The sequence below is a fragment of the Streptomyces sp. NPDC048442 genome (genome assembly GCF_040651475.1).
In the GTDB taxonomy this organism is placed as follows: Bacteria; Actinomycetota; Actinomycetes; order Streptomycetales; family Streptomycetaceae; genus Streptomyces.
The window spans coordinates 23,168-43,935 of the sequence record NZ_JBEZKB010000022.1; the positions used below are offsets into that span (position 1 = coordinate 23,168).

At 70.5% G+C, this 20,768-nt stretch carries 20 protein-coding genes; 14 read left to right on the forward strand and 6 right to left on the reverse strand.

Translation table 11 applies throughout. The features are described 5' to 3' along the window. The first annotated feature begins 27 nt into the window (after window positions 1–27). The 9 genes from AB0D18_RS28180 (at window position 28) to AB0D18_RS28220 (ending at window position 10,895) form a co-directional block, all read left to right on the forward strand. Window positions 28–2,097: a tetratricopeptide repeat protein gene (locus AB0D18_RS28180; RefSeq protein WP_362424341.1), complete on the forward strand. Its 2,070-nt coding sequence runs from the start codon at window positions 28–30 to the stop codon at window positions 2,095–2,097. A gap of 169 nt (window positions 2,098–2,266) precedes the next feature. Then, window positions 2,267–3,382 carry an alanine dehydrogenase gene (gene ald / locus AB0D18_RS28185; RefSeq protein ID WP_362424694.1) on the forward strand — a complete coding sequence of 372 codons (1,116 nt, stop codon included), beginning with the start codon at window positions 2,267–2,269 and terminating at the stop codon, window positions 3,380–3,382. 341 nt (window positions 3,383–3,723) lie between these two features. Beyond that, window positions 3,724–4,887 carry a ParA family protein gene (locus AB0D18_RS28190; protein ID WP_362424344.1) on the forward strand — a complete coding sequence of 388 codons (1,164 nt, stop codon included), beginning with the start codon at window positions 3,724–3,726 and terminating at the stop codon, window positions 4,885–4,887. Continuing rightward, window positions 4,884–5,447 carry a hypothetical protein gene (locus tag AB0D18_RS28195; protein WP_362424697.1) on the forward strand — a complete coding sequence of 188 codons (564 nt, stop codon included), beginning with the start codon at window positions 4,884–4,886 and terminating at the stop codon, window positions 5,445–5,447. Before AB0D18_RS28190 ends, AB0D18_RS28195 begins: the two co-directional genes overlap by 4 nt. 66 nt (window positions 5,448–5,513) lie before the next feature. Further along, window positions 5,514–6,593: a segregation/condensation protein A gene (locus AB0D18_RS28200; protein ID WP_362424347.1), complete on the forward strand. Its 1,080-nt coding sequence runs from the start codon at window positions 5,514–5,516 to the stop codon at window positions 6,591–6,593. Further along, window positions 6,590–7,213, forward strand: a complete 624-nt coding sequence (gene scpB, locus AB0D18_RS28205) for an SMC-Scp complex subunit ScpB (RefSeq protein ID WP_362424350.1) — start codon at window positions 6,590–6,592, stop codon at window positions 7,211–7,213. Before AB0D18_RS28200 ends, scpB begins: the two co-directional genes overlap by 4 nt. Beyond that, on the forward strand, window positions 7,213–8,859 hold the full coding sequence (locus AB0D18_RS28210) for a pseudouridine synthase (protein WP_362424353.1): 1,647 nt from the start codon (window positions 7,213–7,215) through the stop codon (window positions 8,857–8,859). Before scpB ends, AB0D18_RS28210 begins: the two co-directional genes overlap by 1 nt. Window positions 8,860–9,044: 185 nt before the next feature. Then, entirely contained in the window at window positions 9,045–9,803 is a 759-nt protein-coding gene (locus AB0D18_RS28215) for an NUDIX domain-containing protein (protein WP_362424356.1), read from the forward strand. Window positions 9,804–9,851: 48 nt separating this feature from the next. Beyond that, window positions 9,852–10,895 (forward strand): ADP-ribosylglycohydrolase family protein, encoded by a 1,044-nt coding sequence (locus tag AB0D18_RS28220; RefSeq protein ID WP_362424359.1) that lies wholly within the window; start codon window positions 9,852–9,854, stop codon window positions 10,893–10,895. A gap of 639 nt (window positions 10,896–11,534) precedes the next feature. Here AB0D18_RS28220 and AB0D18_RS28225 read toward each other — a convergent pair. From AB0D18_RS28225 to AB0D18_RS28250, 6 genes are all read right to left on the reverse strand, one after another. Then, window positions 11,535–13,724, reverse strand: a complete 2,190-nt coding sequence (locus AB0D18_RS28225; RefSeq protein ID WP_362424362.1) for a hypothetical protein — start codon at window positions 13,722–13,724, stop codon at window positions 11,535–11,537. Window positions 13,725–13,739: 15 nt separating this feature from the next. Continuing rightward, window positions 13,740–14,177, reverse strand: a complete 438-nt coding sequence (locus tag AB0D18_RS28230) for a hypothetical protein (protein WP_362424365.1) — start codon at window positions 14,175–14,177, stop codon at window positions 13,740–13,742. 25 nt (window positions 14,178–14,202) lie between these two features. Then, window positions 14,203–14,949 (reverse strand): nucleotidyltransferase domain-containing protein, encoded by a 747-nt coding sequence (locus AB0D18_RS28235; protein WP_362424368.1) that lies wholly within the window; start codon window positions 14,947–14,949, stop codon window positions 14,203–14,205. Window positions 14,950–14,966: 17 nt separating this feature from the next. After that, window positions 14,967–15,422, reverse strand: a complete 456-nt coding sequence (locus AB0D18_RS28240) for a Rieske (2Fe-2S) protein (RefSeq protein ID WP_362424371.1) — start codon at window positions 15,420–15,422, stop codon at window positions 14,967–14,969. Window positions 15,423–15,545: 123 nt separating this feature from the next. Next, window positions 15,546–16,148 carry a DUF6529 family protein gene (locus AB0D18_RS28245; protein WP_362424374.1) on the reverse strand — a complete coding sequence of 201 codons (603 nt, stop codon included), beginning with the start codon at window positions 16,146–16,148 and terminating at the stop codon, window positions 15,546–15,548. 57 nt (window positions 16,149–16,205) lie between these two features. Next, complete coding sequence (locus AB0D18_RS28250) at window positions 16,206–16,892, reverse strand: hypothetical protein (RefSeq protein ID WP_362424377.1); 687 nt, start codon at window positions 16,890–16,892, stop codon at window positions 16,206–16,208. Window positions 16,893–17,117: 225 nt separating this feature from the next. Between AB0D18_RS28250 and AB0D18_RS28255 the strand changes: the two genes are divergently transcribed. From AB0D18_RS28255 to AB0D18_RS28275, 5 genes are all read left to right on the forward strand, one after another. Next, on the forward strand, window positions 17,118–17,552 hold the full coding sequence (locus tag AB0D18_RS28255; protein ID WP_362424379.1) for a YidB family protein: 435 nt from the start codon (window positions 17,118–17,120) through the stop codon (window positions 17,550–17,552). Between the two features lie 154 nt (window positions 17,553–17,706). Beyond that, complete coding sequence (aroH, locus tag AB0D18_RS28260) at window positions 17,707–18,069, forward strand: chorismate mutase (RefSeq protein ID WP_362424381.1); 363 nt, start codon at window positions 17,707–17,709, stop codon at window positions 18,067–18,069. Next, window positions 18,066–19,151 (forward strand): prephenate dehydrogenase, encoded by a 1,086-nt coding sequence (locus AB0D18_RS28265; RefSeq protein ID WP_362424383.1) that lies wholly within the window; start codon window positions 18,066–18,068, stop codon window positions 19,149–19,151. The genes aroH and AB0D18_RS28265 overlap by 4 nt, the downstream gene beginning before the upstream one ends. A gap of 157 nt (window positions 19,152–19,308) precedes the next feature. After that, window positions 19,309–20,016, forward strand: coding sequence for a (d)CMP kinase (cmk, locus tag AB0D18_RS28270; protein WP_362424386.1), 708 nt, complete (start codon window positions 19,309–19,311; stop codon window positions 20,014–20,016). A 53-nt stretch (window positions 20,017–20,069) separates the two neighbouring features. Further along, complete coding sequence (locus tag AB0D18_RS28275; RefSeq protein WP_362424699.1) at window positions 20,070–20,657, forward strand: lysophospholipid acyltransferase family protein; 588 nt, start codon at window positions 20,070–20,072, stop codon at window positions 20,655–20,657. The last annotated feature ends 111 nt before the right edge of the window (window positions 20,658–20,768 follow it).

A 20,768-nucleotide genomic window follows, 5' to 3' on the forward strand; every position in this document is an offset into this window, starting at 1 on the left:
GTGCGCAGGCGGACGGGAGCGTGGCCCGTGACGGACCAGGCGGTGGACATCAGCAGCGCGGCGACGGTCACTGCGACCGCCACCGCGGCGGGCTCGGCCCACGACTGGGGAAGCAGCGAATTCCTCGGCCGGAAACGGGAGTTGAAGGAACTGCGCGCCGACATCGAGCGCACGGGCCTGGACACCCTCACCGGCCGCAAGGTGCCCCGGGCCCGGGTGCTGCTGGTCGCAGGCCGCCCCGGCTCCGGGCGCACCGCCCTCGCCGAGGAGCTGGCCCGCTCCCTCGCGGACGACTACCCGGCGGGTGCGCTGCGGGCCCGGCTCACCGCGCCGGGCGGCGAGCGCATCCCCACCGAGGAAACCGCGCGCGGACTGCTGGACGACCTCGGGATCGCCGCTCCGGCGGGCGCCGACGGGGACACCCTGGCCGAGATGGTGCGCGAGGCGCTCGCCGTACGCCGGGTGCTGCTGGTCCTGGACGACGCGGCCGACGCCGAGCAGGTCGACCCGCTGCTTCCCGACAACCCGGACTGCCTGGTCGTGGCCACCGCCCAGGGGCCGTTGACCGGCATCCCGGACGTGCGGCCGTGCACGCTCGGCGGGCTCGACACGGCTTCCGCCGTCGCCCTCCTCGCGCACTACGCAGGCAAGGTCCGCATCACCGTCGACCCGACCGCCGCCGACGCGCTCGCCGAGGAGTGCGGCGGGCAGCCCGCCGCACTGGTGCTGGTCGGCGGCTGGCTCTCGGGCCGCCCGAAGTCCTCGGTCGCGGACGTCACCAAACATCTCCACGAACTGCCCGAGGACCCCGAACAGCCGCAGGGCGCAGGCCCGTTGGCACGTGCGCTGCGACTTGTGTACGAGTCGCTGCCGCAGCCCGCGGCGCGGATACTGCGACTCCTCGCCCTCGCCCCCGCCGGTCTCGCGGACGCGCACACGGCGTCCGCACTCGCCGGCTGCTCGGTGTCGGCGGCGCAGACCACGCTCGACGACTTCGCGGTCCAGGGGCTGCTGCACCCGGTGGACGGATCCGTACCGCAGTACCTGGTGCCGGGCTGCCTGGCGCCGCTGCTGCTGGCTCTGACGGAGGCTCAGGACCGGTCGGCGGAGCGGCAGTTGGCGCGGGCGCGGATGCTGGAGCGGACCGTGCGGCAGCTCCAGTCGTGCCGGGCGGTCACCGATCCCGAGGGCTCCCTGGCCCGCAAGAAGCTCGCCGGACTGCCGCGCGCCCTGCGCTTCGCCTCCCCGGCCGCCGCCGCCGTGTGGCTGCGCGAGCGGCAGCCCGCCCTGCTCGCCGCGGCCCGCGCGGCGGTCGGCGACGGCGAACTCGACACCCTCGCACGAAGGCTGGTCGCCGCTCTCGTACGGGCACTGGCCGCGCACCGGGGCACCGACGACGCCGCCCCCGAGCTCTACGGGCTGCACCGCCTGGTGCTCGACGTGGCCGAGCGGCGGAACCTGCACCGCGAGAAGGCCGCCGCCCTGCTCAATCTGGCGGACCTGGATGCCAGGACCGGGCGCATGGCGGAGGCTTTGACCCGATATCGGGCGGCTCTGGACGCGGGGCGTACGGCCGGTGACCCCTACGCCACGGCTCGCGCGATGGAATCCGTAGGCGGGACCTATCAGGAAATGGGGGATTTCTCACGTGCCTCCGACTGGTACGGGCGGGCGCTCGCCCTGCGCCTGGCGCGAGGTGAGGACGAGGACGGGGCGCGGCTGTACGGGCGGCTCGGCGCGGTGCACACCTATGCGGGCCGGTACGGCGAGGCGCTGCGCGACTGGCGGGCCGCGGCCTCCGGGCTGCGCCGGCTCGGTGATCTCCCGGGCCACGCAAGGGCGTTGAGCGAGATGGCCCGCGTCCAGGAATACGCGGGACGCCCCGAGGAATCGCTGCGGACCTGCCAGGAAGCGGTCGAATGGGCACGTCAGGCGGGTGAGGTGCGGCTTCAGGCGGCGCTCCAGCTGCGACTTGCCGACACTCTCGACCGGCTCGGTGACCCGACTGCGGCCCGGTTGCACAGGGGCGCGGCGGAGAGGCTAATGGAAGAAGAGGTTCCAGCCTACGAAATCCGTAGCGCATCCACGCGAGGTTGATGCTTTGTAAGGCTAGACAGCTGGAAATCCTTCATTAGACTGGCTCTGCCGCGTCAAGCTGCGGTGTTCCCCAGGTGTGCCTTCCATGCGTGGTCACATGCCTGGTCATGCGCCTGGTCATGCAAGGCACTGCCCGTTTCATCCCCCCAAAGTCAGGACCGTGATCGACGTGAAGGTCGGCATCCCCCGCGAGGTCAAGAACAACGAGTTCCGGGTGGCCATCACCCCCGCCGGTGTGCACGAGCTCGTGCGCCACGGCCACCAGGTCGTCATCGAGAAGGACGCCGGTCTCGGCTCCTCGATCACGGACGGCGAGTACGTCTCGGCCGGTGCCCGCATCCTGGACACCGCCGACGAGGTCTGGGCCACCGCCGACCTGCTGCTGAAGGTCAAGGAGCCGATCGCCGAGGAGTACCACCGCCTCCGCAAGGACCAGACGCTCTTCACCTACCTGCACCTCGCGGCCTCCCGCGAGTGCACGGACGCGCTCCTGGAGTCCGGCACCACCGCCATCGCGTACGAGACGGTGGAGACCGCGAACCGCGCGCTGCCGCTGCTCGCCCCGATGTCCGAGGTCGCGGGCCGGATCGCCCCGCAGGTCGGCGCGTACCACCTGATGCGCCAGGTCGGCGGCCGCGGCGTGCTCCCGGGCGGCGTCCCGGGCACGGCGGCCGGCAAGGCCGTCGTCATCGGCGGCGGCGTCTCCGGCTGGAACGCCACCCAGATCGCGGTGGGCATGGGCTTCCACGTGACGCTGCTCGACCGCGACATCAACAAGCTGCGCGAGGCGGACAAGGTCTTCGGCACCAAGGTGCAGACGATCGTCTCCAACGCCTTCGAGCTGGAGAAGGCCGTCGTCGAGGCCGACCTCGTCATCGGCGCCGTGCTGATCCCGGGCGCCAAGGCCCCGAAGCTGGTCACCAACGAGCTCGTCGCCAAGATGAAGCCCGGAAGTGTACTTGTCGACATTGCAATTGATCAGGGTGGTTGCTTCGAGGACTCGCGCCCGACCACGCACGCCGAGCCGACGTTCAACGTCCACGACTCGGTCTTCTACTGCGTGGCCAACATGCCGGGTGCCGTCCCGAACACCTCGACGTACGCGCTGACCAACGCCACGCTGCCGTACATCGTGGAGCTGGCGAACCGCGGCTGGGTCGAGGCGCTGCGCCGCGACGCCGCCCTCGCCAAGGGCCTCAACACCCATGACGGCCAGGTCGTTTACCGCGAGGTGGCAGAGGCGCACGAGCTCCCGCACCTTGAGCTGAGCACCCTTCTGGGCTGACGCGTCAACAGGCGTCGTCAACATCGCGCGCCCGGCCGGACCTTGCCTGTGCGAGGTCCGGCCGGACGTGTATCCGGTCACTTTGCCCCGCTCGCTCAACTCGTCGCGAACGTAACCCTTTAACCGTTTCGCGCCCCCGTGAAACCCGGCTCTCGTGCTTCGTGTACGCCCCTGCGCACCCTTGACAGAGAGGTGTTCGGTTGCCGACACATCGACCCGGGTCCGGTGGATTGTGTTGCTGCGGAGCGGTGACACGCCATAGAGTCGGCGACCGTCGGCATGGTGCCACGCTGACCTATCGATATGTTTCCTGGTCACGTCCCAAGGAGGTAAGACGACTTGTGAATGAGTCGACATTTACTCCCGGGGGTGGTCGATCGGGAACGCCTGCGCAGGGCCAGAGCCCTTCAGGGCTCGAAGCTGTCGGCTCGGTCGCGGTCCGCACCTTCGCCACCCATCAGCACATGACGACATCCCACCAGAGCATGGACGGCCTAAACGTGAACGCCATGGCCGGCGACCAGAGTGGCGATAAGTCCACCACCGGCTTCGCCGACTTCGACGAGGTCCCCCAGGGGCACTTCTACGATCCCGACGCCGAGTACGAGCCCGACCCCGAATACGCGGCCACCCTCGCCCCCGACGCTGCCCGTCAGCGCCGCGAGCGGATCGGCCCGACCGGACGGCCGCTGCCGTACTTCCCGATCCCCGGACCGCTGACCGATCACGGCCCGGCCAAGATCATCGCGATGTGCAACCAGAAGGGCGGGGTCGGCAAGACGACCTCGACCATCAACCTGGGTGCCGCGCTCGCCGAGTACGGACGCCGTGTCCTGCTCGTCGACTTCGACCCGCAGGGAGCCCTGTCGGTCGGTCTCGGTGTGAACCCGATGGAGCTCGACCTCACGGTCTACAACCTGCTCATGGAGCGGGGCATGGCGGCCGACGAGGTGCTGCTGAAGACAGCCGTTCCGAACATGGACCTGCTGCCCAGCAACATCGACCTGTCCGCTGCCGAGGTGCAGCTGGTCAGCGAGGTGGCGCGCGAGTCGACGCTTCAGCGGGCGCTCAAGCCGCTGATGAACGACTACGACTACATCGTGATCGACTGTCAGCCCTCGCTCGGTCTGCTCACCGTGAACGCCCTGACGGCCGCTCACAAGGTGATCGTGCCGCTGGAGTGCGAGTTCTTCGCGCTGCGCGGTGTGGCCCTGCTGACCGAGACCATCGAGAAGGTCCAGGAGCGGCTCAACCCGGACCTGGAGCTCGACGGCATCCTCGCCACCATGTACGACTCCCGTACGGTGCACAGCCGCGAGGTCCTCGCGCGCGTGGTGGAGGCGTTCGACGATCACGTCTACCACACGGTGATCGGCCGGACGGTGCGCTTCCCGGAGACCACAGTCGCCGGTGAGCCCATCACCACGTACGCATCGAACTCCGTCGGCGCCGCCGCCTACCGTCAGCTCGCCAGGGAGGTGCTCGCCCGGTGTCACGCCGAGTGAGTCTGCCGGGGGCCGACGAGCTGTTCCGTACGACCGGGGGAATGGGGCTGCAGTCGCCCGGCCGGAGGTCCGGTGCCAACGGCGAGGCGGCCCGGGTACCGGCACCGGCGGGGGAGCCGGCCCCTGCGGCCGTCGACCCCGCGGGCAACGGCGAGGGCGCCGAGCACGGCGCCGCCGCCGATGCGGCCGGCCAGCAGCGGACCCGGGGCGGCGAAGCCGCTCCCGCGGCTCCCAGGGCTGGTGCCAACCGGCCCCAGGAGGCCCCTGGGGCGCCGCGTAACGCCGCACCGGCCGGAACCGGGGCCCAGCCCCGCCGACGGGGCGGAAGGGGCGCCAACCGGCGGCCCAGCGGCCGGGAGCGCCACGACGAGAAGATCACGGTCTACGTCTCCGCCGAGGAGCTCATGGACCTGGAGCACGCCCGGCTGGTCCTGCGCGGCGAGCACGGTCTCGCCGTGGACCGCGGGCGGATCGTCCGCGAGGCGGTCGCCGTGGTCCTCGCCGACCTGGAGTCACGGGGCGACGCGAGCATCCTCGTACGGCGCCTGCGCGGGCGCTGAGCGGTGCGGCGGTAGCCTCGCGGCTGCCCCTCACCGTGTTCCGCCCGCACCACAGGACCCTCTTTGATGCCGCCCGCCCTTCCTGACGAATCCGACGCCGGACCCGACCGCCCCTTGCGCCGCCGCCCCCTGGGGCGCGGGCCGGGGGCGGACGGCGTTCCCGCGGGGCCGGTCGGTGTCGAGCCTGCTGCTGTGGAGCCTGCTGCTGTCGCGCCGGTGGCTGTGGAGCCGGTCGCTGTCGAGCCTGTGGCTGTCGAGCCTGTGGCTGTGGAGCCGGCCGGTGTCGCGCCGGTCGCGGCTGAGCCTGCCGCGGACTCTGCCGGGGCGGGGGCCGGGGCTTCCGGTGGGCGGTTCACCGTGCGGCTGGCGAACTTCGAGGGGCCCTTCGACCTCCTCCTCCAGCTGATCGCCAAACACCGGCTGGACGTCACCGAGGTCGCGCTCTCCCGGGTCACCGACGACTTCATGGCGCACATCCGTGCCATGGGCGCCGACTGGGACCTCGACCAGACGACGGAGTTCCTGGTCGTCGCCGCCACCCTGCTCGACCTCAAGGCCGCCCGGCTGCTGCCCGCCGCCGAGGTCGAGGACGAGGCCGATCTGGCGCTCCTCGAAGCACGCGACCTGCTGTTCGCGCGGCTGCTGCAGTACCGGGCGTACAAGAAGGTCGCGCACATCTTTGAGGAGCGCTGGGAGGCCGAGGGGCGGCGCTACCCGCGCACCGTGGGGCTGGAGGAGCAGCTGGCCGAGCTGCTGCCCGAGGTCGTCATCAGCATCGGCGCGGAAGGCTTCGCCGGGCTTGCAGTGAAGGCCATGCAGCCGAAGCCCAGGCCCGAGGTGTACATCGACCACATCCACGCGCCCCTGGTGTCCGTGCAGGAGCAGGCCCAGATCGTGGTGGGGCTGCTGCGGGAGCGCGGGGCGGCGAGTTTCCGGGAGCTGGTCGGCGACGTACCGGACACCCTGACCGTCGTCGCCCGCTTCCTCGCGCTCCTGGAGCTCTACCGGGAGAAGGCCGTCGAGCTGGACCAGGAGCAGGCGCTGGGGGAGCTGACGGTGACCTGGGTGGGCGGGGAGGCCGGTGAGCGCCTGGTGACGTCTCTGGTGACCGGGGAATTCGATCTCGTGGTGGAGGAGAAGGAGTGAGTCAGCAGGAGCTGAGGGGTGCGCTGGAGGCCGTGCTGATGGTCGTCGACGAGCCCGCGACGGCCGACCACCTCGCCAAGGTCCTCGACGCGAAGGAGCGGGACGTCACGGACGCGCTGCGCGAGCTGGCCGACGAGTACACCGTCCAGGGGCGCGGATTCGAGCTGCGGCTGGTGGCGGGCGGCTGGCGGTTCTACTCGCGTGCCCGGTACGCGGAGGCGGTCGAGGCGTTCGTACTGGACGGGCAGCAGGCCCGGCTCACCCAGGCGGCCCTGGAGACCCTGGCGGTCGTCGCGTACCGCCAGCCCGTCTCCCGTTCGAGGGTCTCCGCCGTACGAGGAGTGAACTGTGACGGGGTCATGCGGACCCTCCTCCAGCGGGGTCTGGTCGGGGAGGCGGGCACGGAACCCGAAACAGGTGCGATCCTGTACAGGACGACGAACTACTTTCTGGAGCGGATGGGCCTGCGGGGCCTGGACGAGCTCCCGGAACTCGCGCCCTTCCTCCCCGAGGCAGAAGCGATCGAGGCTGAGACGCTGGAGGGTGTGCCGTCGTTCGATCCGGACGCACCGTACGCCCCGGGCACTCATGCAGCAGACGACGACAAGACGGATTTTTGATGCGAAGCAACGACAGGAACAGCGGCAGCAGCGGCAACGACCGGAACCAGCGGGGTGCGGGTAACGGACGCGGGCCTGCTGGTGGCGGCCGCGGCGGCGCGGGCGGCAGCGGACGGGGCGCGGGCTCCGGTTCGGGCTCGGCGGGCGGCGGTCGCGGCGGAGCCGGCGGCGGCCGTGGTGGCTCGGGCGGCGGACGCGAGGGCTTCGGTGGCGGCCGGGGTACCTCCGGCGGCAGCCGTGAGGGCGGCTTCGGCGGTGGCCGTGGTACGTCCGGTGGTGGCCGTGACGGTGGCCAGGGTGGCTTCGGCGGTGGCCGTGGTACGTCCGGTGGTGGCCGTGACGGTGGCCAGGGTGGCTTCGGCGGAGGTCGTGGTACGTCCGGTGGTGGCCGTGACGGTGGCCAGGGCGGCTACAGCGGTGGCCGTGGTACGTCCGGTGGTGGCCGTGACGGTGGCCAGGGCGGCTACAGCGGTGGCCGTGGTACGTCCGGTGGTGGCCGTGATGGTGGCCAGGGTGGCTACGGCGGTGGCCGTGGAACGTCCGGTGGCGGTCGAGGTCCGGCAGGCGCCGGACGCGGTTCGTCCGGCGGCGGGCGCGAGGGCGGCTTCGGCGGCGCGCGTGACTCCCGTGACGACGAGCGCGACCAGCGGCCGAAGAGCCCCCGTCCCGAGGAGCGGCGCTACGACGTAGGCCCCTCCGCCACCCACCAGGGCCCCCGCAGTGGCCGCGGTGATTCCGCGCGCGGCGGTGCCAAGGGCGGCCCGAAGTCCCCGAAGACCCCGCAGAAGCCGGGTCGTCGCGGCAACTACAACGCCGGTGCCTCCCGCCCGCGCGAGCTCGACGCCAAGATCGAGCAGCGCAACCGGGACCGCTACGCGGGCAAGCCCGACGTGAAGATCGAGAAGACCTTCCCTGGTGCCGAGGAGGAGGGCGAGCGCCTGCAGAAGATCCTCGCCCGCGCCGGCATGGGCTCGCGGCGTGCGTGCGAGGAGCTCATCGAGCAGTCCCGCGTCGAGGTCAACGGCCAGATCGTGGTCGAGCAGGGCATGCGCGTCGACCCGCACAAGGACGAGATCAAGGTCGACGGCCTGACGGTCGCCGCCCAGTCGCACCTGTTCTTCGCGCTGAACAAGCCGGCCGGTGTCGTCGCCACCATGGGCGACCCGGACGGCCGCCAGAACCTCAACGACTACGTGAACAACCGTGAGACGCGGCTGTTCCACGTGGGCCGTCTCGACACCGAGACCGAGGGCATCATCCTGCTCACCAACCACGGCGAGCTCGCCCACCGTCTGACCCACCCCAAGTACGGCGTGAAGAAGACCTACCTCGCCGCCATCCAGGGACCGCTGCCGCGCGACATCGGCAAGCGTCTCAAGGACGGCATCGAGCTGGAGGACGGGTACGCGCGCGCCGACCACTTCCGGGTCGTCGAGAACACCGGCAAGAACTACCTGGTCGAGGTGACCCTCCACGAGGGCCGCAAGCACATCGTCCGCCGGATGCTGGCCGAGGCCGGCTTCCCGGTCGACCGTCTGGTCCGCACGTCCTTCGGGCCGATCGCGCTGGGCGACCAGAAGTCCGGCTGGCTGCGCCGCCTCACGAACACCGAGGTCGGCATGCTGATGAAGGAGGTCGGTCTGTAGACCGACCTGGCTTCGCCGCCTCTGCGCCTCTTTGAGGTGTGCCCGGGGCCGGTACTCGCTCACGCGGGTACCGGCCCCGGGCTTTTTGCTGCCCTGCGGGGAGCCTTGCGGGGTGGGCGCTCGGCATTTATAGTCAACCTGACCATTTAGAGGATTGGTCGGTCGGCGGGCAGGGAGGCGAGAACGTGACAGAAAGAGACATCCCACAGGGCTATGACCCGAAAGAATTCGAACCTTTCGCGGTCACGGTCGATCTTGCGGTCTTTACCGTGCGGGAGGCCCTGCTGCACGTGCTGTTGGTCCGGCGCGGGCAGGCTCCCTTCGCGGGGGCGTGGGCGCTGCCAGGAGGCTTCGTACTCCCGCGGGAGTCCGCCGAGCGGGCCGCGCTGCGCGAACTCGCCGAGGAGGCGGGGCTGTCGGAGTCGCTGGCGTCCGGGCTGCACCTGGAGCAGCTGCGTACGTACAGCGATCCGGACCGGGATCCGCGGATGCGGGTGGTGTCGGTGGCGTTCGCCGCGCTCGTACCGGATCTGCCGGAGCCGCGCGGGGGCGGGGACGCGGCGGAGGCCCAATGGTTGCCGGTGAGCCGGGAGTTGGAGCATTCACTGGCCTTCGACCACGGGCGGATCCTGGCCGATGCGCGGCAGCGGATCGGCGACAAGCTGGAGTACACGGCGCTCGCGATGGAGTTCTGTCCGCCGGAGTTCACGCTGGGGGAGCTTCAGGGGGTGTACGAGACCGTGTGGGGGGTCGCCCTGGACCGCCCGAACTTCCGGCGGAAGGTGCTGGCCACGGCGGGGTTCGTGGAGCCGGTGGGCGGGGCGCCGAGGCGTACCGGGGGTCGGGGGAAGCCGGCGGCGCTGTATCGGGCGGGGGCGGCGAGGGTGTTGCATCCGCCGTTGCTGCGGCCGTCCGTCGCTTCCACTGCTGAAGTCCACTGCTGAAGCGCCTGCCGACTCGATTGCTGATTCGTCCATGGAGGGAACCCACTCATGACTTCTGCCGCTGCTGCCAAGCGGGCCGCCACCGGATCCCTGTTGGGGCTTGCCCTCGGGGACGCGCTCGGCTTTCCGACCGAGTTCAACGACGTGCCGTCGATCCTCGCCAAGTGCGGGCCCTGGCGGGAGATGGAGCTGCCGAGCAAGGCGTTCGTCTCGGACGACACTCAGATGACGCTGGCGCTGGGGCGAGGGCTGCGGACCGCGGTGGGGAGGGGGCCGTTGGGGCCGCGGCGGATGGAGCGGCCGGTGCGGGAGGAGTTCGTGGACTGGTACCACTCGCCGGAGAACAACCGAGCGCCCGGACGTACGTGCATGGTCGCGTGCCGGCTGCTCGACAGCGATCTGCCGTGGCAGAAGGCGTCGCAGATCGGGTCGAAGGGGTGCGGGGCGAACATGCGGGTGGCGCCGGTGGGCCTGGTGCCGGGGCTGAGCGAGGGGGAACGGGCGGGGGCGGCGCAGTTGCAGGCGGCGCTGACGCATGGGCACCCGACGGGGCTGGCGGCGAGCGACCTGACGGCGCGGGCGGTGTACCTGCTCGCGCAGGGGGCCGAACCGACCGGCCTGGTCGGGCAGTTGAGGTCGTACGCGCTGGAGAGCCGGAGTGTCTATCAGGAGCGGTGGCTGGGTGGCCTGTGGACGTACTCGCAGGACCCGACGCCGAAGCACTTCGCCGAGCGGGGCTGGGACGAGTGCCTGGGTGTGCTGGAGCGGCTGGAGAGGGCTTTGCGGGACCCGTCGCTGTCGACGGAGACGGATCCGTGTCTGGTGACGGGCGACGGGTGGATCGCGGAGGAGGCGATGGCTACGGCGCTGCTGTGCTTCCTGATGTTCCCGGACGAACCGGTGATGGCCCTGAGGCGGGCAGCTTGCACCAAGGGAGACTCGGACTCGATCGCCTGCCTGGCGGGGGCATTCGCGGGGGCTTATGCGGGGGTGGGGGCTTGGCCCGGGGAGTGGGTTGAGCGGGTGGAGTATCGGGGGGAGTTGGTGGGGTTGGGGGAGGGGTGGGACGGAACAGATCGGACCGGGCTGTAGGGCGGGGTGGTCAGGCGGGTCGGGATATTGGGCTTGTTCACGCAGTGGAGTTGGGCGGCCATGGTGCGGGCGAGGGCCGCGGCGACTCGGCTGCGTAGTTCGGGGGTGAAGCCGTCGAGGTTCTTGGCGTTGAGGCGCACCGAGAGCGGGACCTGCTGCTGTTGATCGGCGTGGGAGCCGCTGATCTTGCAAGGGAAGGCGTAGCGGGAGTCGTCCTCGTGCAGCCACCAGCCGGAGAGGACGTCTCCGCCCGCTTTGCGCCAGCCTGTTCGCGATGCCGTGGAAAGTGGCCAACCGAGCCATCCCACTCGTACCGTGAGAGAGTTCCGGGACCCTACTGGGCCGAAGACGCATGGTGTTGCGCCGGGGTCGTAGTAGTCGTCGCCCGGTCGCCATTCGCGCCCCGTTGCTGATAGCTCAGCGACCAGTTTTTTCAACGGGACGCCTGTGTTCGCGTACGCGATCTCCCTACTGCCCATCGACCTGGCGACGGTTTTCACATTGGTTGAATCGATAAGGGAATCGCAGATTTCCTCTCCGGTCGACGGGCCGCTCTGAGCAGGGGCTGAGCACCCTACGGCGACAAGCGCAATCGAGAGAAGGGCGCATGTGGGTGCGCTGTGCTTCTTCATGGCTCCTTCAGGCGACTTGGCGGGCTGGCTGGACCTTTGCCCTGCCGAGAGCGTGCGACTCTTCAAGGTTTCGGTAGAGGCTGGCCTTCTCATCAGTCGACAGGCCCACGGCATCCCCATATCTCGATACCGGCCGCAGCGCCTCCCTCTCACAGATCCTCTCGATCTCCTGCATCGACTTGAGGGCCTCGCCGTCGTTCTTGATCTCGTTGTCCTTGAGGTACTGCAACGTGTGATTCCCGTATGCGGTGCCGACAGCGCCTGCCCCGGCGTCCAGCGCCAAGGGCACAACAGTTGCCACCGCCACACCGGCGGCAGGCCCGAGAATGAGCGTGCCCCCGATGCCGACGACTGTGGCGGCCGCGCCCCCGACGGCGTATTTGCGCCACTCGCCCTTCTTCTCCGCGTTCAGATTCTCCTGTTCCTCCGCGTCCTTGAAGTCGAGTTCGACCTGTGAGATCCGCGATTGGTCCAGAATTCCGTGCACCTTGGCGGCGTTGTGCGCAAAGGCCACACCGGAGCCTTGATCGTCCTCGAACGAAGCCAGCGCGCTGGACGTGTACACCTGCTGGGCCGCCGAAAGGATCTTGTAACCCTCTTCGTTGCCCGCGACCACGTTCATGAAGTTCCGTGCCTCGAACTCGCCGAAGTCCGTGCGCGGGCTTCTGCCCATGCGGAAGAGCTCACCCCTGTTCAAGTCGTCGCCCCCACCGCCGAAGTTCAGCGTCGAGTAGTTCAAGTCGTCGATGTACGCCGCCCCCATCCGGCCCAAGCTGTCCATGATCGCGCCCTGCGCCTTCACTTCTGACGTAGGGCTGTACAGGTCGATGACCTTCTTCATGATCGAGGCCGTGTCCTTGTCGCGGTGCAATCCTGGCCTCGTGTCGTCCCACGGATGGCCCGTCGTTGCCGCCTCCAGGGCATGGCCCAATGCGTCAGGGCCGCCCTCGTGGGATTCCTCGGCAGATCGGTCCAGCGTGTCCGGAGCCCACTTGAAGTCGGCGCTTGTCAGGTCGTCCAAGTGGCGTCCTCCTGCGAAGAATTGTTTGGCGGCTTCCGGGCTGTGGCCCAAACCCTCCAGGACGCTGGTCAGCGGGTCGTAGCCCGCGCCGGAGATTCCTGAGGGGTTGAAGCCGAAGTCGAAGTCCGTGTTCGTGCGTGGCTTGTTCGACGTGAAGAAGTCGGGGTCTTCTTTGTGGAGCTTGAGGATGTCCTCGGCCAGGGGATTGATGAAACGGGGGTCGTAGTCGCCGTAGCGGAGCAGTCCGCCCAGGACCTGGTAGCCGTAGGGGTCGTTGAAGCCGAGGGCGTCCGCGTTGAGGTGCTGGGTGCCGAGTCTGCGGAATTCGGTGGCCCAGCTCGCGGGGAGATGTGACCGGTTGTCGGGGTCGGTGGCCGAGGCCAGGGCTGTGCCCATGCCGCGTTGGAGTTCTTTGGCCAGGGCGAGACGTTCGGGCTGGTCGCCGACCGTGCAGTCGAGGGACATACGGGCGTAGAAGTCCAGGGCCTGCTTCGGGCCGCCCAGGCCCCGGTAGAACGCGGCGGAGAAGTCCGAGTCCTTGGCGTTGAACTTGAGGATGTTGTTCAGTTCGGCGAACTGGGGGGCGGTCATCATCGGGCCGACCCTTGCCAGTTCGACTGCGCGCTCCTGCTGGGCGTCGTCCAGCGAGCGGTACGTCCGGTGGCCGAAGTTCGAGGCGTCGTTGCCGTGCGACTTGCGCAGGGCACGGGCCACCGAGGCGTCGATCTCGGCGGCGTGCGCGACCAGGACCGTCAGCTGGTGGTTCAGGGCGAGTTCGGCGGGCTTGCGGAGGTTGAGGGAGGGGGCGGGCATGCCGGGCAGGCCGGCCAGTTGCAGGCCGAGTTTGGGGCCCTCCACCTCGCGGATGTGGCGTACGGCCTTCTGGATCCTGGTGAGTTCCAGGTGGGCGTCCTCCAGGACCCTGGTGATGCTGGTCGCTTCCGCCTGGGCGTCGTTGAATTCCTTCGTGGTCTTGCGGATGAAGTCCCGGGTGACGCCTGCGTTGATGCCGTTCCAGCGGGCGGCCTCCGACTTGGTGAGGAGACCGGAACGGGCGTTCGCGGCGAGCCTCTTGAGGTGGGCGGCCGTCTGCTTCCACTCGGCGACCGCGCGGCCGAGCCCGGCGAGGTCTACCTCTGCCACGTCCGCGTGGGTGAGGGTGCTCGGGGTGCTCATGGGTGTTGTTCCGCCCTACTTGAAGTACTCGGAGAGGCGGGACACCGGGACTTCGGGCGCCGTAATGCCGCGGATCCTGGTCTTGATCTTCGCGTCGTCCGCGGCATGCGACGCCTTGGTGTGGTCGAGGTGGTTGGAGATGTGGGCACAGGCCTGGAGAAGGGCGCGGAGCTGGGAGGTCCAGAGGGAGACGGTGGTCTCCAGGGCGCTGCCCATCGCGAAGTGGTGGGACTTGAGGGAGGCTGCCGCCTGCGTCGACGTGCAGGCGCCGGACCTGTTCGGGCCGGTGCCCGCGATGTCGGCCCGCTTGAGCAGGGTCTCGTGGAGGACGTACGCCTCGTGGCCGACCGCGCCCAGGTCGTCCTGGTGGGCGATCAAGTCGGCCTGCCCGGCGGTGACTCCGCCGGCGGCAGACGGCTTGGCCTTCAGTTGTTCCCACTCGTTCCAGGCCACGGGCCGGTTCCTCCCCAGGGGCGTCCTACGTCGACTCCTCGTACGCGAGAGCCGACTCGCGGCGCGTACGGACCAGGAAGTCTTCCACCCGGGCACGGTCGGGGAGGGGCGGCAGTGGGCTGCCCGGTTCGGCTTCGGAGGCGGATTCGACCAGGCGGTTCAGCCGGTTTTCGATCTCCGGCCAGGGGACTTCGCCACGTTTGACGGCGAGGAGGGACTCGCGGGCGTCGCCCACGTCCGGCGTCAATTCACCCGTACGGAGAAGGGAGAGACAGCTGGTGAGGAGGCGCAGCAGGTGCATGGCGTGCTTCCAGCGCGGGGCGCCGTACTGGCGTACGTCAGCGTCGATCTTGCGGCGCTGGCTCTGCGCGTAGCCGACGAACGTGGTGTGCACCTGGCGGGAGAGGAACGCGGAGCGCAGCGAGAGGAGTTCCTCGCCGCGGGAGTCCGTGTGGAGGGGGAGCGGGGAGTGCAGGCACTCCAGGACGTTGGGGTTGGCGCGCAGAGCCAGCTCGCAGAAGCGTTCCAGTTCCCACGAGAAGTGTTCTTCGGCGGGGCCGTCGACGTGCGTCGGCGGCTTGTCGAAGAGCCAGAAGAGCGGGGTGGGGGCGACGAAGACCCCCCGAACGTCCGTGTCGCTCTCCTCCGTCGCCAGGCCGAACGCGCGCGAGCCCATGACGCAGGAGTAGATGGTGTGGTCGCGCACCAAAGCGGCGGGGGAGGTGGGGGAAGTGGGCGAGGTGGGGGAAGCAGGCGGCAGAGGTGCGGTCATACCGGGATTCTGGCCGGTCAGGCCAGCCGGATCGACCCACTTTCCACCGTGATCGCGCGCGGCGGGAGCGGCTGCGGTGCCGGGCCGGCCGCCACCGAGGCGTCCGCGACCCGGTACTTGCTGCCGTGGCAGAGGCAGTTGATGGTGCCGCCGGACACGTTGGCCACCGAGCAGCCCTGGTGGGTGCAGATCGCCGAGAACGCCTTGAAGCTGCCCGCGACGGGCTGCGTGACGACGACCTTCTCGTCCTTGAAGACCTTGCCGCCGCCCACCGGAATGTCGGACGTCGCCGCCAGCGGCGCGGGCTTGGCCGCCGACTGATTGCCGGAGGAGGACGGGGCGCCCGGTTCGGTGGCGGGCTTCGGGGCTTCGCCGCCGTCCTCGTCGCCGTACTTGCTGCAGCCGGTGGCCAGTACGGCCGCCGTCCCTGCCGCCGAGGCGAGGACCGTTCGGCGGGTGGTGGGCTTGTGCATGGGACTGGCTCCCTTACGAGGACGAGGACGAGGACGAGAACGAAAAGGGGCGGAGGCGGCTGCGCCTCTATGAGGTGACGGCCGGGTGGTGACGGCCGGGTGGTGACGGCCGGGTGGTGAGGGCTAGGTGGAGACGCCGAACGTACGGAAGAACCACAGCGCCGACGTCAGCCAGACCACCGTCAGCACGGTGAAGACCAGGCCGCCGACCACCGGCAGCAGCCATCCTGGCAGCCGCTGCGCCCGCAGCAGCAGCATCTTGGCGCTGAACACGCCGAAGAAGAAGCAGCCCGCCAGAGAGTGCCACATCACACGGCCGCCGAAGGACTGGAAACCGAGGCCGTACAGACAGTGAACGGCCACCGGCACGGCGAGCAGGAACGCGATCCGGCCCGACCAGCGGTGCGTGAGCGACATCCAGGGGGCGGTACGTACCCCCGGCAGCCGCCCGTACATCGCCAGCGCCGAGAGCACCTGCGCGAGCGCGAAGACGAAGGCGGCCGTCGCCAGCCAGGACTTCACCGCGCCCGTGCTGCTGAACCCGGCCAGGTTGAACGCCGTACCCGCCGGGTCATGGATCTTTCCGTACGCCCCGAGGGCGACGGCGACGGCTGCCGCCACCAGCACCGGTACGAGCCAGCGGGCCGGGCCAGGGCGGCCGTGACCGTGCCCGTTGGCGGGGGAGGGGAACGAGGTGGTCGGAGCGTTGGGGTCGACGTTGCTCATGTCGATCTCACTTCCCTGGGCGGTGCTCGGGGACGGTGTCCGTGTCACCCGGCGGCGCTACGGGAGGACCGGGCGGGCGGTGAGCCAGGCGTTGTCGATGGCCACGGCTCCGGTGGCCGGGTCGATCTCGGGGGCGGGGGACGGCTTGCCGTCGCGGGTGTAGACGCCGACCTGACGGCCGTCCTGGAGGACGATCCAGCCGCCGTCGATCTTGGCGCCGCGCACCTCGTTCGTCGCACGGTAGAGACCGGACGGCTTGACCGCCTTCGCCGCGCTGAAGTCGTGCTTCCGGTCGGCCACTTCAACCTCTCCCGCGACCTTGCCGCCGCGGGTGGACGCTTCGAGCTTGGCGCCGTTCTTGCCGGTCAGGCGCATGCTGCCGTCGTCCTCGACGTTGCCCTTCAGCCAGGACTCCTCGGTGCGGCCGTCGCAGTAGTACGCCACCGCCCTGCCGTCCCGTACGGAGATGGACACGGCCGCGGTGTCGTCGGCGGTGCGGCCCGCGTACACGGTCTCGGGACCGGTGGCCGTGGGGGACGGCGGCACCGAGGAGGGCGCGGGGGAGGCGGCGGGCGGAGCGGACGAGGGTGGTGGTGGCGGAGCCGTCGGGCTCGGCGGCGCGGATGCCGCGCCGCCGGTTGCGTAACCCGAACTCTTCGTGCCCGTCGTCGCGTTGAGCGACAGCATGAAGACGGCGAGGACCAGCCCCGCGAGGAGCGTGTAGAGGGGACCGGAGCGCTTCATTGAGGGCCTCCCCACGGCACCGGGTAGGCGGTGCCGGATCCACCATGCAAGCGGACCCGGGGCCCGTCCGTCCATAGCCAGGACGGACTCGGTGGGCGCCCGGGAGACGGGACAGATCCGCCTGAGTGGCAGCATGACAGCATTTGGGCGAGATTGAGCGAGTCTGATGAGTCTGTGACCGGGCTCGACCTTCTCGAATGCTCGACCTTCTCGAAAGGCAGGACCATGGCGGGTAACGATCTCGGCAGTCTCCTCGGCGGCCTCCTGGGCGGCGGAAACTCCGGTTCCGGAGGGGCCGGCGGCGCCGGCAACATCCTCGGCTCCCTGCTCGGCGCACTCGGCGGTGGCGGCAAGGACGGCGCCAACGGCAGCAATCCGCTCGGCGGCCTCATGGAGATGCTCCAGAAGTCGGGCCTGGGCGACCAGGCCCAGTCCTGGATCGGCACCGGCGACAACCAGGCGGTCAGCGGCGAGCAGGTCGCCAAGGCCCTCCCCGACGACGCCCTGGCGCAGGCCGCCCAGCAGGCCGGCGTGACCCAGCAGGAGGCCGCCGACACCCTCGCGCAGGCGCTCCCGCAGGCGGTCGACAAGCTCACCCCGGAGGGCCGGCTTCCGCAGGCCGCCTCGCTGGAGGACCTCATCAATCAGCAGCGCCTCTGAAGCACGCCGCACACGTGCACGGCTCCGGCCGCCCGCCCTCGTACGTACGACGGTGTGGGCGGCCGGAGCCGTTGTCGGTGGGGCCCACTACGCTGAACAGATCTTTTGCACACACAGCACTGATCCACTGCACCACTGCACCGAGGAGTACGACGTGGCGGTACGAGCGGTCCGCGGAGCCGTCCAGCTGGAGCGGGACGAGGCCGGACACATGGGCGAGCAGGTCGGTGCGCTGCTCACCGCGGTCCTGGAGCGCAACGGCCTGACCGGCGACGACCTCATCAGCATCTGGTTCACGGCCACGCCCGACCTGCACAGCGACTTCCCGGCCGCCGCCGCGCGCGGCCTCGGCATCGTCGACGTACCGCTGATCTGCGCCCAGGAGCTCGACATCGACGGTGCCATGCCGCGCGTCGTGCGGATCCTGGCGCACGCCGAGACCGGCCTCGCCAAGCCGGACATCCAGCACGTCTACCTCGGCGCCACCGCCGCCCTGCGCAAGGACATCGCCCAGTGAGGACCGCACTCGTCATCGGCACCGGCCTGATCGGTACGTCCGCCGCGCTCGCCCTCGCCGCGCGCGGCGTCACCGTCCACCTTGCCGACCACGACCCCGACCGGGCGAGCACCGCCGCCGCGCTCGGCGCCGGGACGGACGAGGCGCCCGAGGGGCCCGTGGACCTCGCGATCGTCGCCGTACCGCCCGCGCACGTGGCCGCCACGCTCGCCGACGCCATGCGGCGCGGCGTCGCCCGCGGGTACATCGACGTGGCCAGCGTGAAGGGCGGCCCGCGCCGCGAGCTGGAGGAGCTCGGCCTCGACCTCACCCCGTACATCGGTACGCACCCGATGGCGGGCAAGGAGAAGTCCGGGCCGCTCGCCGGGACGGCCGACCTCTTCGAGGGGCGCCCGTGGGTGCTCACCCCCACCCGCGACAGCGACACCGAGGTCTTCAACCTGGCGCTGGAGCTGATCGCGCTGTGCCGGGCGGTCCCCGTCGTCATGGACGCCGACGCCCACGACCGCGCGGTCGCGCTCGTCTCGCACACCCCGCAGCTCGTCTCCTCGATGGTCGCCGCGCGGCTTGAGGACGCCGACGAGACGGCCGTACGACTCTGTGGCCAGGGCATTCGTGATGTGACGCGGATCGCGGCCTCCGACCCGCGGATGTGGGTGGAGATCCTCTCCGCGAACCCGGGGCCGGTGGCCGACGTCCTCGCCGGGGTGGCCGCCGACCTCGGCGAGACCGTGGAGTCGCTGCGCGCCCTGCAGTCCGCCGACGAGGCGAAGCGGCGCGGCGGCGCCGACGGCATCGCGGACGTACTGCGCCGGGGGAACGCGGGGCGCGAGCGGGTGCCAGGCAAGCACGGATCGGCCCCGGCCGCGTACGAAGTGGTCGCGGTCCTCATCAGCGACGAGCCGGGACAGCTGGCCCGGATCTTCGCCGACGCGGGCGTCGCCGGGGTCAACATCGAGGACGTACGCATCGAACACGCCACGGGGCAGCAGGCCGGCCTCGTCCAGCTGATGGTGGAGCCGGCGGCGGCGGACCCGCTGGCGCGGGCACTGGTGGAGCGGGGCTGGTCGCTGCGGCGGTAGACGGGCTGGTCCGCGGCGGTGACGGCCTCGCCCGCCACGGCGAGCGGGGTCACAGGGGGCGCCGCGGCACCGGCCGTAAGGGGTACGCCATGGAGCCGGTACCGTAGATGGTTGGCAGCAATGCAGCCTGCCTCCTCCCGCCCCGTGTACCAGGAAGGTGTCCGACACCGTGGAAACCGCCGCCCGGACCGCCCCGGCCGCAGTGATTGTCGCCATCGACGGCCCCTCCGGCACGGGCAAGTCCAGCACCTCCAAGGCCGTCGCCGCCAAGCTCGGCCTCAGCTACCTGGACACCGGCGCCCAGTACCGGGCGATCACCTGGTGGATGCTGACCAACGGGGTCGACGTCGACGACGCGGCAGCCGTGGCCACCGCATCGGCCAAGCCCACCCTCGTGTCCGGCACCGACCCGTCCGCCCCGACCATCACGGTCGACGGCGTCGACGCGGCAGGCCCGATCCGCACCCAGGAGGTCACCTCCCGGGTCAGCGCGGTCAGCGCCGTCCCCGAGGTGCGCACCCGGATCACCGAGCTGCAGCGCGACATCGCCCGCTCCACCGAGGGCGGCATCGTCGTCGAGGGGCGCGACATCGGCACCACCGTGCTGCCCGACGCCGACCTGAAGATCTTCCTCACCGCCTCGGCCGAGGCCCGCGCGGCCCGCCGCAGCGGCGAGACCAAGGGCGCCGACGTCGCCGCCACCAAGGAAGCCCTGATCAAGCGGGACGCGGCCGACTCCGGCCGGAAGACCTCCCCGCTCGCCAAGGCCGCCGACGCGGTCGAGGTCGACACCACCGAACTGACCCTCGACCAGGTCATCGAGTGCGTCGTCACCCTGGTCGAGGAGAAGCGGGCCGGGAAGTGACGGAGCGCAGCGAGCGCGGTGCCTGTGTCGGGCGGGGCATCGGCATCGGGCTGATGTACGGCCTGTTCAAGCCCCGGGTGCTGGGTGCCTGGCGGGTCCCGGCCACCGGCCCCGTCGTGCTCGCCGTGAACCACGCGCACAATATTGACGGGCCGATGCTGATGGGGACCGCGCCGAGGCCGGTGCATTTCCTCATCAAGAAGGAGGCCTTCGTCGGGCCGCTCGACCCGTTCCTGCGGGGCATCGGGCAGCTGAAGGTCGACCGCGACAGCGTCGACCGGAACGCGATCACCGACGCACTGGAGGTGCTGAGCGGCGGGGGTGTGCTGGGGATCTTCCCCGAGGGCTCCCGCGGCGAGGGCGACTTCGCCTCGCTGCGCGCCGGGCTTGCCTATTTCGCCGTACGGTCGGGGGCGCCCATCGTCCCCGTCGCCGTACTCGGCAGCACGGAGCGCAAGGGCCGGCTGATACCGGCACTGCCGCCGCTGCGCAGCCGGGTCGACGTCGTTTTCGGCGACGCCTTCCAGGCCGGTGACGGCAGCGGGCGACGTACGAGGAAGGCGCTGGACGAGGCCACGGTACGGATCCAGGAGCGGCTCACCGCCCACCTGGCCGGTGCCAGGCGCCTCACCGGGCGCTGACCGGGTCCACCGCGGGCACGGGCGTTAGCGCCCTGCCCGCCGGTGGGCGAGACTTGAGTAGTGGGTCGCGGGGAAACGCGGCCCATCGATGATGAACGAGGAACGGACTTC

Excerpts from the sequence above, each read along its gene's own strand:
- AB0D18_RS28220 (WP_362424359.1), top strand. The coding sequence starts at position 9,852 with ATGACTTCTGCCGCTGCTGCCAAGCGGGCCGCCACCGGATCCCTGTTG.
- AB0D18_RS28255 (WP_362424379.1), top strand. The coding sequence starts at position 17,118 with ATGGCGGGTAACGATCTCGGCAGTCTCCTCGGCGGCCTCCTGGGCGGC.
- AB0D18_RS28210 (WP_362424353.1), top strand. The coding sequence starts at position 7,213 with ATGCGAAGCAACGACAGGAACAGCGGCAGCAGCGGCAACGACCGGAAC.
- AB0D18_RS28200 (WP_362424347.1), top strand. The coding sequence starts at position 5,514 with ATGCCGCCCGCCCTTCCTGACGAATCCGACGCCGGACCCGACCGCCCC.
- AB0D18_RS28245 (WP_362424374.1), bottom strand. The coding sequence starts at position 16,148 with ATGAGCAACGTCGACCCCAACGCTCCGACCACCTCGTTCCCCTCCCCC.
- AB0D18_RS28235 (WP_362424368.1), bottom strand. The coding sequence starts at position 14,949 with ATGACCGCACCTCTGCCGCCTGCTTCCCCCACCTCGCCCACTTCCCCC.
- AB0D18_RS28240 (WP_362424371.1), bottom strand. The coding sequence starts at position 15,422 with ATGCACAAGCCCACCACCCGCCGAACGGTCCTCGCCTCGGCGGCAGGG.
- AB0D18_RS28250 (WP_362424377.1), bottom strand. The coding sequence starts at position 16,892 with ATGAAGCGCTCCGGTCCCCTCTACACGCTCCTCGCGGGGCTGGTCCTC.
- AB0D18_RS28225 (WP_362424362.1), bottom strand. The coding sequence starts at position 13,724 with ATGAGCACCCCGAGCACCCTCACCCACGCGGACGTGGCAGAGGTAGAC.
- AB0D18_RS28275 (WP_362424699.1), top strand. The coding sequence starts at position 20,070 with ATGTACGGCCTGTTCAAGCCCCGGGTGCTGGGTGCCTGGCGGGTCCCG.